Below are 14767 nucleotides of genomic sequence, written 5' to 3' on the forward strand. Positions count from 1 at the left end.
CTCAGGGCGCTGGGGGGTGGGCTCAGGGCGCTGAGGGGTGGGCTCAGGGCGCTGGGGGGCGGGCTCAGGGCGTTCTGCCACCGGGGTCACCTCCGCGACTTCGGGTCGAGGGCCTCGCGCAGGGCCTCACCGAAGAGGGTGAAGCCGAGCGCCGTGATGGCGATGCAGACGCCGGGCAGCAGGGTGAGGTGCGGGTCGGACTGCAGCCGCTCCTGGCCCTTGACCAGCATCCGCCCCCACTCCGCGACCGCCGGGTTGGGCGCCCCGAGCCCCAGGTAGGACAGTGCGGCCACCTCGATGATCGAGGTCGCCAGGGTGAGCGTGGCCTGCACGATCACCGGGCCGAGGGAGTTCGGCAGCACGTGGCTCATCACCACGGTCCGCCGCCGCAGGCCCAGCGAGGACGCCGCCAGCACGTAGTCCTGGCTGCGCTGGGACAGCATCGACCCGCGCAGCAGCCGGGCGAAGATCGGCACCTGGGCGGCGGCGATGGCGATCATGATCGCCAGCGGGTTGCGCCCGAGCACCGCGGCCACGCTGACTGCGAGCAGCAGCGACGGGATGGACAGCAGGATGTCGACCACCCGCATCACCAGGGTGTCGACCCAGCCGCCGAAGGCACCGGCCAACCCGCCCAGGGCCGCCCCGACCAGCAGACCGAGGCTGGTCGAGACCACCCCGATGAGCAGGGACTGCCGGGCGCCGTAGAGCAGCTGGGTGAGCAGGTCGGAGCCGAACGGGTCGAGCCCGAGCGGGTGCCCCGGGAACGGCCCGGGGACGTCGGACGGCGTCACCATCGCGATCCACTCGGTGCTGGCCGGCTCGTAGGGGGCCAGCAGCGGCGCGGCGGCGGCCACCACGACGAAGGCGAGCACGATCACCGCACCGACGATGGCCGACGGGTTGCGCCGCAGCCGCTGCACGGCCCCGCGCCACAGGCTGGTGCCCTTCTCGTCGGCGACGGCCGTGCCGCCCATCACCTCCACCAGCGCCGGCGGCCAGGCCGGACGCTCCTGGGCACGGCGGCCCGCGGACCGCTCCACCGACGCGCTCACGAGGTGCGCATCCTCGGGTCGATGACGCCGTAGAGCACGTCGACCACCAGGTTCACCAGGGCGAAGGTGAGCGCGATGAAGAGGATGAACCCCTGCAGCACGGCGTAGTCGAGGCTGGAGATGGCCTCGAAGAGGTAGCTGCCGATGCCGTTGAAGGCGAACACCGTCTCGGTCAGCACCGCCCCGGCCAGCAGCGCGCCGGTCTGCAGGCCGATCGTGGTGGTCACCGGCAGCATCGCCGGACGCAGCACGTGCCGGCGGGTGATGAGCCCGCGGGCCAGGCCCTTGGCGTTGGCGGTGCGCACGTAGTCCTCGTGCAGCACCTCCAGCACGCTGGCCCGGGTCATCCGCACCACGATCGCCAGCGGGATCGACCCCAGCGCGATCGCCGGCAGCACCAGGTGCACCACGGCGTTCCAGGCGGCGTCCCACTCCCGGGTCAGCAACCCGTCCAGCACGTAGAAGTTGGTGATGTGGGTGGCGTCGATCCGGACGTCCTGGCGTCCCGAGGCGGGCAGCACCGCGAGGAAGTCCAGACCGGGCAGCCCGACGGCGAAGACCAGCTTGAGCAGGTAGGCCAGCACGAACACCGGGATGGTCACCCCCGCCAGCGAGGTGCCGACGGCCAGCAGGTCGAGCGCGCCCCCGTTGCGGCGGGCGGCCAGGTAGCCCAGCGGGATGCCGACGACGACCGCGAACAGCAGCGCCGCCGCGGCCAGCTCGATGGTCGCGGGGAACCGGTCGAGGAAGGTCGGCAGCACCGGCTCGCCGCTGATCGCCGAGGCGCCGAAGTCACCGCGCAGCAGCGATCCGGTGTAGCGCAGGTACTGCTGCAGCAGCGGCTCGTCGAAGCCGTACTGCTCGTTGACCCGGGCGATGGACTCGGGGGTCGCCTTGTCGCCGAGCAGTGCTCGTGCCGGGTCCCCGGGCAGGGCGCGCAACCACAGGAAGAGGAGCACGCTCAGCCCGAAGAGCACCGGCACGAGCAGCAGCAGGCGCCGGATGATGAACCGGGCCATCGGTCACTCGGTGATGCTGACGGTGTTCCAGACCTCGTCCTGCACCGGGCTGGCGACGTAGCCCTCGACGTTCTCGGAGAAGGCCAGGGACGGCGCCGGGTGGGCCAGCGGGACGCCGGGGACGAACTCGGCGATGGTGCGGTTGATCTCCTGGTAGGCCGGGATCTGCTCCTCGGCGGTGGGCAGGCCGCGGGCCTCGCGCAGGGCGTCGAAGAGCTCGGGGTTGTCGAAGCCGAACTCGTACCCCTGCTGGCCGAAGAACGTCCCGACGAAGTTGTCGGGGTCGTTGTAGTCGCCGGTCCAGCCGAGGAAGTGGGCGTCACGGGCGCCCTGGCCGGCTTCGCCCTGGACCATGTCGAGGTAGTCGGGGCTCCACTGGGCGGCCACCGGCTCGATGGTGATGCCGACCGCCTCCAGCTGGGACTGGATCGCCACGAAGGTGTCCTCCGGGGTCGGCATGTAGGGCCGCGAGACGCCGGTCGGGTAGGCCAGCCTGATGGTCAGGTCCTCCTGGCCGGCCTCGGCCAGCAGGGCCCGGGCGCGGTCGGGGTCGTAGTCGTAGGTGGTGACGTCCTCGGCGTAGCCGTTCACCATGTCCGGCATGAACTGGGTGGCCGGCAGCGTGCCCTCGGGCAGCGTCTGGGAGATCAGCGCGTCCTTGTCGATGGCGTGGGCGATCGCGCGGCGGACGCGGACGTCCTTCATCTCCGGGGTGTTCTGGTTCAGCGCCAGGTAGAGGATGTTGAACGCCGGACGGTTCTGGATCTGGAAGCCGGCGTCCTGCAGCGGCTGCAGGTCGGCCGGCGCGACGAGGTCATAGCCGTCGATGCTGCCCTGCTGCAGCTCCTGGGTGCGGGCGGTCGGGTCGCTGATGGTGCGGATGATCGCCTGGCTGATGATCGCCTTCTCGCCCCAGTACTCGTCGTTGCGGTCCAGCGTCACCTGCTGGTCGCGCTCCCAGCTGCCGAAGCGGAACGGGCCGGTGCCGGTCGGGTGGGCGGTGGCGTACTCGGAGAAGCGCGGGTCGTCCTCGGTGCCGGCGGTGTCGTCGGCGTTGTACTGCTCGAGCGCGGTGGGGCTCTGCATCGAGAACGCCGGCAGCGTCATCGCCTGCACGAAGGCGGCGAACGGCGAGGTGAGGTTGATCGTCACCTGGGTCGGGCTCTCGGCGGCGCAGCTCTCGTACAGGGCGGTGTCGTCACCCTTGTAGCCGCGGAACAGCTTGCCGTAGTAGTAGGTGATGTTGTCGGACTGGTTGATGCCGGTCCAGTTGTACCAGCGCTCGAAGTTGGCGCAGACCGCGTCGGCGTCGAACGGTGTCCCGTCGTGGAAGGTGACGCCCTCGCGCAGCGTGAAGGAGTGGCTCAGGCCGTCGTCGCTGCTGCTCCACTCGGTGGCCAGCAGCGGGGCCAGCTCGGTGGTGCCGGGGACGGTGGAGACCAGGCCCTCGAAGATCTGGCGGGCGACGCGGAAGGTCTCGCCGTCGCTGGCCATGGCCGGGTCGAGCATCACCGGGTCGGAGGAGGCGGCGAAGACGAAGGTGCCGCCCTGGGGGCCCTCACCCCCGGCGTCGGGCTCCCGCTGGCTCTCGGCGCAGGCGGCGAGCCCGCCCACCAGGGCGAGGGACGCCAGCAGCGCCCCCGCTCGACGAAGGATCGATCGCTGCATGCTGTCCACCTCGGAAGTCCATGGCCTACGGGCGCGCGGGGATCGCCCGCGCGTTATCCGGAGAACCTAGCGGGGTGACCGCCGGTTGTCGTCACGCTCACCGGATCGTGTCGTGTTCGCAACATTTCTTCACGTCGCCCGGCGACGCGGGGCGGTGCCGCGCTCCGCACGCTCCTCGGCCGCTGCGGCCTCCGACTCGACCCCATCCGGGCGGTGCCCCCGGTGCCGGGCCCACCAGCCCGCGCAGAGCAGACCCAGCGCGACCGACACCGCCAGCGCCGGCCAGAAGGTGTAGCGGAAGTGGTTGGCCGGGGCGATCGGCAAGTATCCCGCGACGTAGGCGAGCGCGGACCAGGCCAGGGCGAGGACCGGGCCCTGCAGCCGGCGTCCGGCGCGTCGGCTGAGCACCACGCAGGCGATGCCGAGAGCGCTCCAGAACCACGGTTTGAACAGCATCGGGAACGTCTCGGCCGCGAAGTCGACGACGTAGTAGCGGGCGAGGAGGTCGGCGTTGTAGTTCTGCGGCCCGAGGCCGACGGGCTCGGCGTCCTCACGCCACCCGTAGGGCCACCACTCCAGCGCCGAGCTGAAGAAGTAGTAGCTGAACACGCCCGAGCGGTAGAGGAGGTAGCGCCCCGGGTGCGGCAGCACGTGCTCCACCCACAGCTCCTGGATGGCCTCGGCGTCCTCGACGGGGGCGAACAGCTCCGCACCGCCGCGGCCGAAGCAGTGCAGGTAGGAGTCCCAGGCCTCGTCGATCTCGCGGCACCTCGTGCGGGAGTCGAGGATGCGCTGGACCAGCTCGGGTGGGGCGTCGCTGGCCCGCAGCTCCGCCTCCGGCACGCTGAAGGTGACGTCGTCCAGCATCACGGTGGCGAGGGAGGACGTCGGCTGCACCTCCTTCGCGACGGTGACCCCACGGTCCAGCAGCGCGCTGGAGGCACCGAGCACCAGCAGCGCCACCAGGCTGGCCGCGGTCAGCCGGACCCAGCGCCGCCCGCCACCGGCGCGGTAGAAGCGCTTCCACACCACCTGCGCCAGCAGCACCCCCAGGTAGACCGCGATCGGCACCACCGCGAAGACGGCGTTCTTGCGCACCGCGGTGGCGTAGCTGAGCAGCACCAGCGCCGGCAGCACGAGGACCCAGGTGCCGCGCCGCCGGACGTCGATGAAGAACAGGCACAGGCAGCCCGCCAGCAGCGCGACCGCCATCTGGGTGTCCTTCCACAGCACCGCGGTCTGCCCCAGCACCCACGGGGCGAGCGGCAGCAGCAGCATCCACAGCGTCCAGCGCCGGTGCCCGGTGACACGGTGCACCAGCAGCGCCGAGGCCCACACGGTGAGGAGGAAGAAGCCGGTCTGCAGGCGGAACAGCGAGCCTATGTCGCCGGTGAGGTCGATCAGCAGCTCCCACAGCGCGCTCATCACCGGCGGGTGCCAGTCGTTGTAGGGGATCTCCCCCAGGGCCTGGCGCGCCTGGTAGACGACGTCGACGTTGGCCCGTCCCGGCGCGCTGAGCAGCAGCATGAAGGCGCCCTGGACGGCCAGCACCACGGCGCAGACCACCGCCCAGGCCGCGCGGGACCGCAGCAGCTCGTCCAGCCGTGCCAGCAGGGCGCTCACCGGACCTCCTCGGTCGGGACGGCGTCCGGTTCGCTCCGGTCGCGGAAGACCCAGGTGCGGTAGGCCCAGAAACGGAACAGCAGCCCGAGGACGAACCCGATGACGTTGGTCGAGATGTTGAACGACACCGGGTCCTGCAACCCGAGCAGGTACCAGCTGACCCCGGCCGGGATCAGCACGATGACCATGGAGGCCAGGTTCACCAGCAGGTAGAGCCCGACGCTGCGCAGCGACGAGCCGGTCTCGCGGTGGCCGTAGGTCCACCAGCGGTTGCCGGCCCAGGCGAGCAGCATCGCCACGACGAAGGCGATCGACTTGGCCACCAGCGGCGCATCCGGCAGCAGCGCCGGGGCGGTGCCGAGGCCGTAGACGAGGAGGTTCGACAACCCGGTGTCGACGACGTAGGTGAGGCCGCCGATGACCCCGAAGCGCCAGACCTCGGTGGCCAGGGCCCGCCAGCGGCGCTCAGCCACGGGGCTGCGGCAGCGCGGTGCTGCTGCGCTCGACGGCGGGACGCTCCGGGGAGGGTGCGGGCTCGAGCACCTCCAACGTGCCGCGGTCGGTCGTCGGGTGCAGCTGCAGGTAGGCCAGCCGCGCGGCCTCCCGGCGGGCCCGGCGCAGGCCGTCCAGCACCAGTCCGACGCTGCCCAGCAGGAAGGCGAGGATCATCAGCGCCGAGGCGAGGATCGCGGTCGGGAACCGCGGCACCAGCCCGGTCTCGGCGTACTCGGCCACCACCGGCACCCCGAGCACCAGCGAGAGGACCGCGACGAGGAACGACAGCGCGCCGTAGAAGACCGCCGGCCGCTCGTGGCGCACCAGCTCGAAGAGCAGGCCGAGGATGCGGAACCCGTCGCCGAAGGTGGACAGCTTGGACTCGCTGCCCTCGGGCCGGTCGCGGAAGCCGACCGGGTACTCGGTGCACGGCAGCCGCAGCGACATCATGTGCACGGTGAGCTCGGTCTCGGTCTCGAAGCGTTTGCTGATCGCCGGGAACGACTTGACGAACCGGCGGGAGAACACCCGGTAGCCCGAGAGCATGTCGGTCACCCGGTCCCGGAACAGGGCGCTGGTCAGCCAGTTGAACATCCGGTTCCCGGCCTCGTGCCCCGGCCGGTAGGACGACGTCTCCTGGGTCTCGGTGCGCACGCCGAGCACGTGGTCGTAGGGGCCCCGCAGCAGCAGGTCGATCATGGCCGGCAGGTCGGCGGCCTCGTAGGTGTCGTCGCCGTCGATGGTGACGTAGATGTCGGCGTCGACGTCGGCGAAGGCGCGCCGGATGACGTTGCCCTTGCCCGCGCGGCTCTCGCTGCGCACGACCGCGCCGGCCCGGCGGGCCTGCTCGGCGGTGGCGTCGGTGCTGTTGTTGTCGTAGACGTACACCGTCATCCCGGGCACGGCGGCCCGGAGGTCGCGCACCACCTTGGCGACGGTGAGCTCTTCGTCGTGGCACGGCACGATGGCGGCGATGCGCAGGCCGGCGCGTGGGTCGGAAGGCGACATCCGGGGTCCCTGCTCGTGGTCGGGTGGAGTGGGAACGGGCTCAGGATAGGGCGCGGGGTAGGGGGCCGGCTCCCGACGCACGGCCGACCCCCGGCGGTCGGCGCTCACAGCACCACCAGGGCGTCGCGGTGCACGACCACGCGGGCGTACTCGGCCCCGTGCTCCTCCACCAGCTCGCCGGTGCGGTGCCCGATCATCTGCGGCAGGTCGGCGGCGTCGTAGCTGACCAGCCCGCGGGCCACCACCGCGCCGTCCGGGCCGACCAGGTCGACCGGCTCGCCGGCGGTGAAGCTGCCGTGCACGTCGGTGATGCCGGCCGGCAGCAGGCTCGCCTTGCGCTGGGTCACCGCCCGCACCGCTCCCGCGTCGAGCACCAGGCTGCCCTGGGCGTCGGAGACGTGGGCCAGCCAGAGCAGCCGGGTGGGTCGGCGGCGTCCGGTGGCGGCGAAGGCGGTGCCGACGTCCTGCCCGGCGAGCGCGGCCGCGGCGTCGTCGGCGGCGCCCAGCAGGGTCGGGATGCCGGCCGAGGTCGCGATCCGGGCCGCCTCCAGCTTGGTGACCATGCCGCCGGTGCCGACGGCCGAGCCGCGGCGGGAGATGTCGACACCGGTCAGCGCGCCGGCGTCGGCGACGTCGGGCACCCGCTCGGCCCCCGGGGTCTCGGGGTGGGCGGTGTAGAGGGCGGGCACGTCGCTGAGCAGCACCAGGGCCTCGGCGTGCACCAGGTGCGCCACCAGGGCGGCCAGCCGGTCGTTGTCGCCGAAGCGGATCTCCTTGGTGGCCACCGTGTCGTTCTCGTTGACGATCGGCAGCACGCCGAGCTCGAGCAGCTTGGCCGCGGTGCGGTAGGCGTTGCGGTACTTGCTCTGCACGGTGACGTCCTCGACGGTGAGCAGCACCTGCCCGACCGTGATGCCGTGCCGGGCGAAGCGCTGCATGTACTGCTCCACCAGCAGCCCCTGGCCGACCGCGGCCGCCGCCTGCTGGGTGGCGAGGTCGCGCGGGCGCCGGCGCAGCCCGAGCGGTGCCAGGCCTGCCGCGATCGCGCCGGAGGAGACCAGGACGACCTCCCGGCCCTGCTGCCGGACCCCGGCCAGGGCGTCCACCAGCCGGGCCACCCGCTCGAGGTCGAGGCGGCCGTCGGGGCTGGTCAGCGAGGACGAGCCCACCTTGACCACGACCCGGCGGGCGGTGGCGACCTGGTGCCGGGTGCCGGCGGACCGCCCTTCGACAGGCTCAGGGCGTTGGGGTGCGGGCTCAGGGCGTTGGGGTGCGGGCTCAGGGCGTCGGGGAGCGGGCTCAGGGCGCTGGGGCCGGGTTGCCGCCCCAGCGGCCGGTGCGTCGGTGGTGCCGTCACTCATCGTCGTCCTCGAGCTCGCGGGCGGCGTGGTACTCGGCGTCCTTGGCCCGGCGCCGCTGGGCGGCCGGCCGCTCGCTCTCCAGCCGCTGGTCCTCACCGCGGCGGCTGAGGATCTCCGCGCCGACCTCGACCTGCGGGGCGAAGTCGAAGATCACGGCGTCCTCGCCGCCGATGGCCACCGCGTCGCCGGCCCGGGCGCCGAGCTCGAGCAGCCGGTCCTCGATGCCGATCCGGTTGAGCCGGTCGGCGAGGTAGCCCACCGCCTCAGGGTTGTTGAAGTCGGTCTGGCGGACCCAGCGCTCCGGCTTCGTCCCGCGCACCCGCCACACGTGGCCGCCCTGCCCGTCGCCCTGGCGGTCGACGGTGAACTCCGCGCCCCCGCCGCGGACCGGCTCGGGACGCAGCACGATCCGCTGCGGCTCCGGCGCCGGCTGGGTGGCGCGGCGCCGGCGGACCAGCTCGGCCATCGCGAAGGTGAGCTCGTTGAGCCCCTGCCCGCTCATGGTCGAGACCACGAACACCGGCCAGCCGCGGGCGGCGACGTCCTCGCGGACCAGCTCGGCCAGGTCGGCGGCGTCGGGGACGTCGGCCTTGTTGAGCACCACCAGCCGGGGCCGGTCCTCCAGCCCGCCGTGCGCGGCCAGCTCGCCCTCGATCACGTCGAGGTCGGACAGCGGGTCGCGGCCCGGCTCGTAGGTGGCGGTGTCGATGACGTGCACCAGCGCCGCGCAGCGCTCGACGTGGCGCAGGAAGTCGTGGCCCAGCCCGCGTCCCGCGCTGGCGCCCTCGATCAGCCCTGGCACGTCGGCCACGGTGAAGGTGGTCTCCCCCGCCACCACCACGCCGAGGTTCGGCACCAGGGTGGTGAACGGGTAGTCGGCGATCTTGGGACGGGCCCGCGAGATCGCCGCGACCAGCGAGGACTTGCCGGCGCTGGGGAAGCCGACCAGCCCGATGTCGGCCACCACCTTGAGCTCGAGCTGGATCCGGCGCCCGTCGCCCTCCTCCCCGAGCAGGGCGAACCCCGGGGCCTTGCGGGCGCTGGAGGCCAGTGCGGCGTTGCCGAGCCCGCCGCGTCCGCCCGCGGCCACCACCAGCTCCGCGCCGGCGCCGGTGAGGTCGGCCAGCACCTCACCGGTGTCGGCGTCGCTGACCACCGTGCCGTCGGGCACGCCGAGCACGACGTCGTCCCCGCGCGAGCCGTTCTGGTGGTCACCGCGTCCGGGCTGGCCGTTCTGGGCCCGCCGCACGGACTGGCGGTGGTACTCCACCAGTGTGGTCAGGCCCGGCTCCACCCGCAGCAGGACCGACCCGCCGTCACCGCCGTTGCCCCCGTCGGGCCCGCCGAGCGGCTTGAACTTCTCCCGGTGCACCGAGGCGCAGCCGTGCCCCCCGTTGCCGCCCTGCACCTGCAGGGTCACGCGGTCGACGAAGCTGGGGATCGCCATCACGGCCTCCTGGTGTCGGTGGTCCGGAACGGCGTGGGCCGTCCGGGTCGGGTGGGGTGGGGTGTCGGGGGTGCGGTGCTCACCGGTCGTCCCCGTCGTCCTGCTGGGCGAGCACCCACTCCCGCATGCCGGGGCGGCCGAAGACGACCACCCCACGCTCAGGGCGGGTGACGGTGCCGCGCCGGCGCAGCTCGTCCACCGCCCAGGAGATCTCGCTGCTCGAGCCGCGCCCCAGGGCGGTCGCCAGCTCGCGCATCCGCAGCCGGCCACCCGCCCGGGCCAGCTCGAGCAGCGCCGAGCGCCCCAGCGGCGGGGCGGCGTTCCAGGCGCCCTGGAAGTAGGCCTCGATCTGCGGCCCGGCCGCGCGGACACCCTCGGCCACCACGTCGGCGTCGATCAGGTCGCCGCGCCGCAGCTCCCAGAACGCCTGCCCGTACTCCTGGATGAAGGCCGGGTAGCCGCCGGAGACGGTGACCGCCTCGGTCAGCGCCTCCGGTGTCCAGCGCCCGCCGGCCTCGTGCACCGGCAGCAGGAAGGCGTCGCGGGTGCTGTCGGCGTCCAGGTAGCCCAGCTCGAGGGTGCGGTAGACCCGCTCGGCGTGGCTGGAGGAGCGCCCGACCTTCTCCACGGTGTCGGGCAGCCCCGCGAAGCACAGCAGCAGCGGCGGCTTGTCGCCGTCGCGCTCCCCGATCAGCGAGACCAGCTCGGACAGGTTGACCAGGCTGGCCTGGTCGGCGTACTGGGTCTCGTCGACCAGCAGGGCCAGCCCCAGCCCGCCGCGGCGGCGGACCTCGGTGGTGGCGTCCACCAGCTCCTGCATGAACGCGGTGTCGGTCAGCCCCGGCGACTCCGGCCGCAGCTCACGCTCGACCTCCAGACCGCCGACCGGGGTCGTGATCGCGGCTCGCACCACCCGGCCGTGGACATCGGTGAAGTCGGGCGGCCGCTGCAGCGTCTGCTGCACCGCGGCCCGGACCCGCTCCATCAGCGGCTCCCGGGCGCTGGCCTGGCAGCGCACCCGCACCGCCAGCCCGCCCTGAGCCACGGCGTCCTCGGCGAACTGCTTGAGCAGCGAGGTCTTGCCGACCCCGCGGACCCCCTGCAGGATCAGCTGGCGTTCCTGGGTGTGGCCGAAGACGCCGATGTCGGTCAGCATCCGGTGCCACGTGCGCAGCTCGCGGTCGCGGCCCTCCAGCCGGAAGGGGCTGGTTCCCGCGCCGGGGAAGAAGGGACCGGCCATGGACAGCACTGTACCCCAAGAACCTAAAATCCCGGAGGTTTGAGGTTCTTGGGGTACAGCAGCAGTCAGCTGGCGACGGCGTCGCGCTCGAGGATGTTGACCACCCGACGCCCGCGACGGGTGCCGAACTCGACGGTGCCCGGACGCAGCGCGAACAGGGTGTCGTCCCCGCCACGGCCGACGTTGTCACCGGGGTGGAAGTGGGTGCCGCGCTGGCGGACGATGATCTCGCCGGCGTTGACGTCCTCGCCGCCGAAGCGCTTCACACCGAGCCGCTGGGCGTTGGAGTCGCGCCCGTTGCGGGTGGACGACGCGCCCTTCTTGTGTGCCATTGCCTGTCTCCCTCAGCCCTTGATCCCGGTGACCTTGACCTGCGTGTGGCGCTGGCGGTGGCCCTGGCGCTTGCGGTAGCCGGTCTTGTTCTTGTACTTGAGGATGCGGATCTTGGGACCCTTGGTCTCGGCCAGCACCTCCGCGGTCACGGTGGCCTTGTCCAGGGCACCCTTGTCGGTGGTGACGGTGTCACCGTCGACCAGCAGCAGGGGCTGGAGCTGGAGCTCGGCCCCGGCCTCGTCCGCCACCTTGTCGATGGTGACGACGTCGCCGACGGCCACCTTGTGCTGGCGTCCGCCACAGCGCACGATCGCGTACACGACTGACCTTCTCTCTTCTCACGTCTTGGTTCGGTGCCGGCTGACCGCCGGGGCCACCGCGGAGCGGGGCCACGCAGAGCTGGAGGCAAGCACCGAGGGGCTACCTTACGCGTCGCGGGCGACGAGGGTCAAACACGCGCTCGGACGGCTGCGCCCCGGCGTTGCCACTAGCCTACTACCCGGCGCTGGAGCCTGAGACGCACCCAGACCCCCGTACGAGGAGCAGACCCGACCGAATGCCACGACTGTCCGTCATCGCCACGTTCTACTCGATCGAGTCCATCGTCGCCCACACCCTGACCAGCCTGAGCCGGGCCGCCACCCCCGACATCGAGTTCATCCTCGTCGACGACTGCTCTCCCGACGGCACCTACGACCAGCTCACCCGGCTGGTCGAGCGGGTGCCGAACGCCACGCTGCTGCGCAACGAGCAGAACCTGGGGATCTCGGCCACCCGCAACCTGGCCCTCTCCCGCGCCCAGGGCGACTACATCTGCTACCTCGACGGCGACGACTTCGTGGCCCCCGACCACTACACCTCGATGATCGCGGCGATCGAGGAGCTGGGCGTCGACTTCGTCCGGGCCGACCACGTCCGGGTGCACGGACGCCGGCGGCAGGTGCACCGGATCCCGCACGGGCCGCGCCGCGTGCCCGACTCGCCGCGCAACGGCATCCTGCCGGTCACCCTCTCCACCTCCATCGACGTGCCCCAGCCCTGGACCGGGATCTACTCCCGCCGGCTGCACGACGAGCTCGACGTGCTGCGCTTCGACGAGAGCCTGCGCACCGCGGAGGACCGTGAGCAGATGTGGCGGCTCTACCTGGCCGCCGACTCCTTCGCCGTGGTCGGGCTGACCGGGCAGTTCTGGCGCCGGGAGGTGACGTCCTCCCTGACCGCCATCACCGACGACCGGCAGTTCGACTTCATCCCCTCCTACGAGAAGGTGCTCGCCGCCGTCCGCGCCAACCCCGACTTCGCGCGGTTCGAGCCCAAGGTGGCCCGGACCTACCTGGCGTTGCTCTACTTCCACCTCACCAAGCCCGAGTACAGCCACGCCCTCAAGGCCGAGCTGCGCCGACGGGCCTCCCAGTCGCTGGCCGTGCTGTGGGACGACGCCTTCGCCGAGCAGTACGCGCTGCAGTCCCCCGACCGTCGCCACGTCCTCTCCAAGGTGGGGTTGCCCGCATGACCGAGCAGATCGTCGAGCCCCGTCCGAGCGCGCGCCCGCGTCCGACCGTCCAGCTCTGCCTCGCCTCCACCCTCTACGGCACGGTGACCCTGACCGCGCTCGCCGACTCCGGCCAGCTCGGCCGGCCCGACCGGCGGGTGCTGGTGCTGAGCAACAACTCCGCGCACCCCGAGACGTCGCCGCGGCTGGTCGACCAGCCCGACTTCGACGACCTCGCCCACCACTTCGACGAGGTGGTCGACTACAACGCCTGGATCACCCCCCTGCACCCGTCGGCCTGGCGCCCCCGCGAGGAGGAGCTGCTGATGTGGGAGCGCGCCGCGCGCCAGGCGTGGGGCATCGGCGAGGCGGACGTGCAGATCGTCTGCGAGAGCATCCAGGCCCCGCCGGCGACGACGGTCTGCCGCATGTTCCCCGACGCCACCATCGACGTCTACGCCGACGGCCTGATGAGCTACGGGCCCACCCGCGACCGGCTGGGCGCGACCGTCGGCACCCGCATCGACCGGGTGCTGCACCTGGACCTGGTGCCGGGGCTGCGCCCGCTGCTGCTCTCGGAGTGGGGCGCCCGCACCGAGGTGGTCGACACCGCGGCCTTCCGGGCCGTGGTGGCCGGGCTGGGCGAGCACCTCGCGCTGCCGGTGCCGGCGGACGAGCCGGTGGCGCTCGTGCTGGGCCAGTACATGAGCGACCTCGAGCTGATCACGCTGGAGGAGGAGACCGACCTGCACCTGCGCCTGCTCGGTCTGGCCGCCGAGGCGGGTTTCGGCACCGTCGTCTTCAAGCCGCACCCGAGTGCGGGGTCGGCCATGATCACGCCGCTGCAGCGCCGCGCCGAGGAGCTCGGCGTGCGGCTCGTGGTCTTCGACGAGCCGATCATCGCCGAGGTGCTCTACGAGCGCCTCTCGGTGGGTCTGGTGCTCAGCGCGTTCTCCACCGCGCTGATGACGGCGGCCAACCTCTACGGCATCCCGGTGGCCAGCCTCGGCACCGGCACGCTGCTGACCGTCCTGCGGCCCTACCAGAACAGCAACCGCATCCCGCTGACGATCGTCGACCAGCTGGTCCCGCAGTCGGTGGCCGACCTGCGTCGCGCCGACCGGCCCGGCGCCGAGGAGCTGGCGCCGCTGCTGACCGCGGTGGCGCACGCCATGCAGCCCGGCCACACCGAGCACCTGCGTCCGGCGGCGGTGCAGTTCCTCAGCGAGAACTACCCGGCCTACAAGCGCTACTTCTACAAGCGGCGGCTGCTGGCCGCCGAGCTCCCCGGCCCCCAGCGCACGCCGGTGCAGCGCGTCCTGCTCGAGGCCAGTCAGGCCGACCACCCGCGGATCCGCGAGGCCGTCACCCGCGCTCGCAAGCTCTACCGCCGGGTCCGCCGTGCCCGTCGCTGACCGCACCACCCACCTGCGCCGCACCGCCGACGAGCCTGCCGGCCGCCCGCGGTCGGTGCGGTGGTGGTGGCTGGCCTGGCCGCTGCTCGGTCTGCTGCTCGGCGCGGTCCGGGCGCCGGTGTTCAGCCTGAACGGCGACGTCCGCTACACGCTCGGGGCGCTGCACACGACCGCCGCGACCGGCTGGTCGCCGGCCGAGATCTGGGCCCACCGGCCGATGACCAACCGGCTGCTGATGGCGGCGGTGGACGCGGTGACCTGGGGCGAGCCCGCCACCCGGGAGGTGCTCTGGCTGCTGGTCGGCGGGCTGCTCTGCGGGGTGGCCGCGGCCTGCCTGGCGCGTGCGCTGCGCTCCCACCTGCCGGCGACGCAGGCCGCCGCGCTGGCGACCGGGGTGCTCGTCGCCCTCGTCTGGGCCCCGCAGCGCGACGTCTGGCAGCCGGAGTGGTCGGCCAGCGCGCTGGCGGTGGCCGCCGTCGCCGCGGGGCTGGCCCGAGCCCGCTGGGGCGTGCCGCTCGCGGCGGTCCTGCTCGCTGCCACCGCGCTGATGAAGTACACCACCGCCACCACCGCCGCGGTGGCCCTGCTCGTGCTGGCCCTGGTGCAGCTGC

At 72.7% G+C, this 14767-nt stretch carries 14 protein-coding genes; 3 read left to right on the plus strand and 11 right to left on the minus strand.

Annotated elements, in window-relative coordinates; translation table 11 throughout:
* Nucleotides 1–86: 86 nt before the first annotated feature.
* The 11 genes from DVA66_RS07990 to rplU all read right to left on the minus strand — a co-directional run bounded on the left by DVA66_RS07990 (nt 87) and on the right by rplU (nt 11569).
* Nucleotides 87–1055 (minus strand): ABC transporter permease, encoded by a 969-nt coding sequence (locus DVA66_RS07990; RefSeq protein ID WP_232821838.1) that lies wholly within the window; start codon nt 1053–1055, stop codon nt 87–89.
* The gene (locus DVA66_RS07995; protein ID WP_114559601.1) at nt 1052–2074 is read right to left on the minus strand and encodes an ABC transporter permease; all 1023 of its coding nucleotides are present in this window, start codon (nt 2072–2074) and stop codon (nt 1052–1054) included. Before DVA66_RS07995 ends, DVA66_RS07990 begins: the two co-directional genes overlap by 4 nt.
* A gap of 3 nt (nt 2075–2077) precedes the next feature.
* A complete protein-coding gene (locus tag DVA66_RS08000; protein WP_114559602.1) occupies nt 2078–3742 on the minus strand; it encodes an ABC transporter substrate-binding protein in 1665 nt (554 codons plus the stop codon).
* Between the two features lie 129 nt (nt 3743–3871).
* Nucleotides 3872–5365 (minus strand): hypothetical protein, encoded by a 1494-nt coding sequence (locus DVA66_RS08005; RefSeq protein WP_114559603.1) that lies wholly within the window; start codon nt 5363–5365, stop codon nt 3872–3874.
* Nucleotides 5362–5838: a GtrA family protein gene (locus tag DVA66_RS08010; RefSeq protein WP_114559604.1), complete on the minus strand. Its 477-nt coding sequence runs from the start codon at nt 5836–5838 to the stop codon at nt 5362–5364. Before DVA66_RS08010 ends, DVA66_RS08005 begins: the two co-directional genes overlap by 4 nt.
* Nucleotides 5831–6868 carry a glycosyltransferase gene (locus DVA66_RS08015; RefSeq protein ID WP_114559605.1) on the minus strand — a complete coding sequence of 346 codons (1038 nt, stop codon included), beginning with the start codon at nt 6866–6868 and terminating at the stop codon, nt 5831–5833. Before DVA66_RS08015 ends, DVA66_RS08010 begins: the two co-directional genes overlap by 8 nt.
* 104 nt (nt 6869–6972) lie before the next feature.
* Entirely contained in the window at nt 6973–8046 is a 1074-nt protein-coding gene (proB, locus tag DVA66_RS08020) for a glutamate 5-kinase (protein ID WP_232821839.1), read from the minus strand.
* 175 nt (nt 8047–8221) lie between these two features.
* On the minus strand, nt 8222–9676 hold the full coding sequence (gene obgE / locus DVA66_RS08025; RefSeq protein ID WP_114559607.1) for a GTPase ObgE: 1455 nt from the start codon (nt 9674–9676) through the stop codon (nt 8222–8224).
* A 79-nt stretch (nt 9677–9755) separates the two neighbouring features.
* The gene (locus DVA66_RS08030) at nt 9756–10916 is read right to left on the minus strand and encodes an ATP-binding protein (RefSeq protein ID WP_157973903.1); all 1161 of its coding nucleotides are present in this window, start codon (nt 10914–10916) and stop codon (nt 9756–9758) included.
* Nucleotides 10917–10981: 65 nt separating this feature from the next.
* Entirely contained in the window at nt 10982–11248 is a 267-nt protein-coding gene (rpmA, locus tag DVA66_RS08035; RefSeq protein WP_114128110.1) for a 50S ribosomal protein L27, read from the minus strand.
* A 12-nt stretch (nt 11249–11260) separates the two neighbouring features.
* Complete coding sequence (gene rplU, locus DVA66_RS08040) at nt 11261–11569, minus strand: 50S ribosomal protein L21 (protein WP_114559609.1); 309 nt, start codon at nt 11567–11569, stop codon at nt 11261–11263.
* A 236-nt stretch (nt 11570–11805) separates the two neighbouring features.
* Here rplU and DVA66_RS08045 point away from each other — a divergent pair, with 236 nt between their 5' ends.
* The 3 genes from DVA66_RS08045 to DVA66_RS08055 all read left to right on the plus strand — a co-directional run.
* The gene (locus tag DVA66_RS08045) at nt 11806–12762 is read left to right on the plus strand and encodes a glycosyltransferase family 2 protein (RefSeq protein WP_114559610.1); all 957 of its coding nucleotides are present in this window, start codon (nt 11806–11808) and stop codon (nt 12760–12762) included.
* Entirely contained in the window at nt 12759–14156 is a 1398-nt protein-coding gene (locus DVA66_RS08050) for a polysialyltransferase family glycosyltransferase (protein WP_114559611.1), read from the plus strand. Before DVA66_RS08045 ends, DVA66_RS08050 begins: the two co-directional genes overlap by 4 nt.
* Nucleotides 14143–14767 (plus strand): hypothetical protein (locus DVA66_RS08055; protein ID WP_198671587.1); only part of this gene is annotated, 625 nt, incomplete at its 3' end. The genes DVA66_RS08050 and DVA66_RS08055, both read left to right, overlap by 14 nt.

This window comes from Desertihabitans aurantiacus, from assembly GCF_003344635.1.
In the GTDB taxonomy this organism is placed as follows: Bacteria; Actinomycetota; Actinomycetes; order Propionibacteriales; family Propionibacteriaceae; genus Desertihabitans; species Desertihabitans aurantiacus.

Bases quoted from the DNA above. Each gene is read 5' to 3' on its own strand.
- obgE (WP_114559607.1), bottom strand. From the start codon at position 9,676: ATGGCGATCCCCAGCTTCGTCGACCGCGTGACCCTGCAGGTGCAGGGC.
- DVA66_RS08015 (WP_114559605.1), bottom strand. From the start codon at position 6,868: ATGTCGCCTTCCGACCCACGCGCCGGCCTGCGCATCGCCGCCATCGTG.
- rpmA (WP_114128110.1), bottom strand. From the start codon at position 11,248: ATGGCACACAAGAAGGGCGCGTCGTCCACCCGCAACGGGCGCGACTCC.
- DVA66_RS08000 (WP_114559602.1), bottom strand. From the start codon at position 3,742: ATGCAGCGATCGATCCTTCGTCGAGCGGGGGCGCTGCTGGCGTCCCTC.
- DVA66_RS08050 (WP_114559611.1), top strand. From the start codon at position 12,759: ATGACCGAGCAGATCGTCGAGCCCCGTCCGAGCGCGCGCCCGCGTCCG.
- DVA66_RS08045 (WP_114559610.1), top strand. From the start codon at position 11,806: ATGCCACGACTGTCCGTCATCGCCACGTTCTACTCGATCGAGTCCATC.
- DVA66_RS07995 (WP_114559601.1), bottom strand. From the start codon at position 2,074: ATGGCCCGGTTCATCATCCGGCGCCTGCTGCTGCTCGTGCCGGTGCTC.
- DVA66_RS08030 (WP_157973903.1), bottom strand. From the start codon at position 10,916: ATGGCCGGTCCCTTCTTCCCCGGCGCGGGAACCAGCCCCTTCCGGCTG.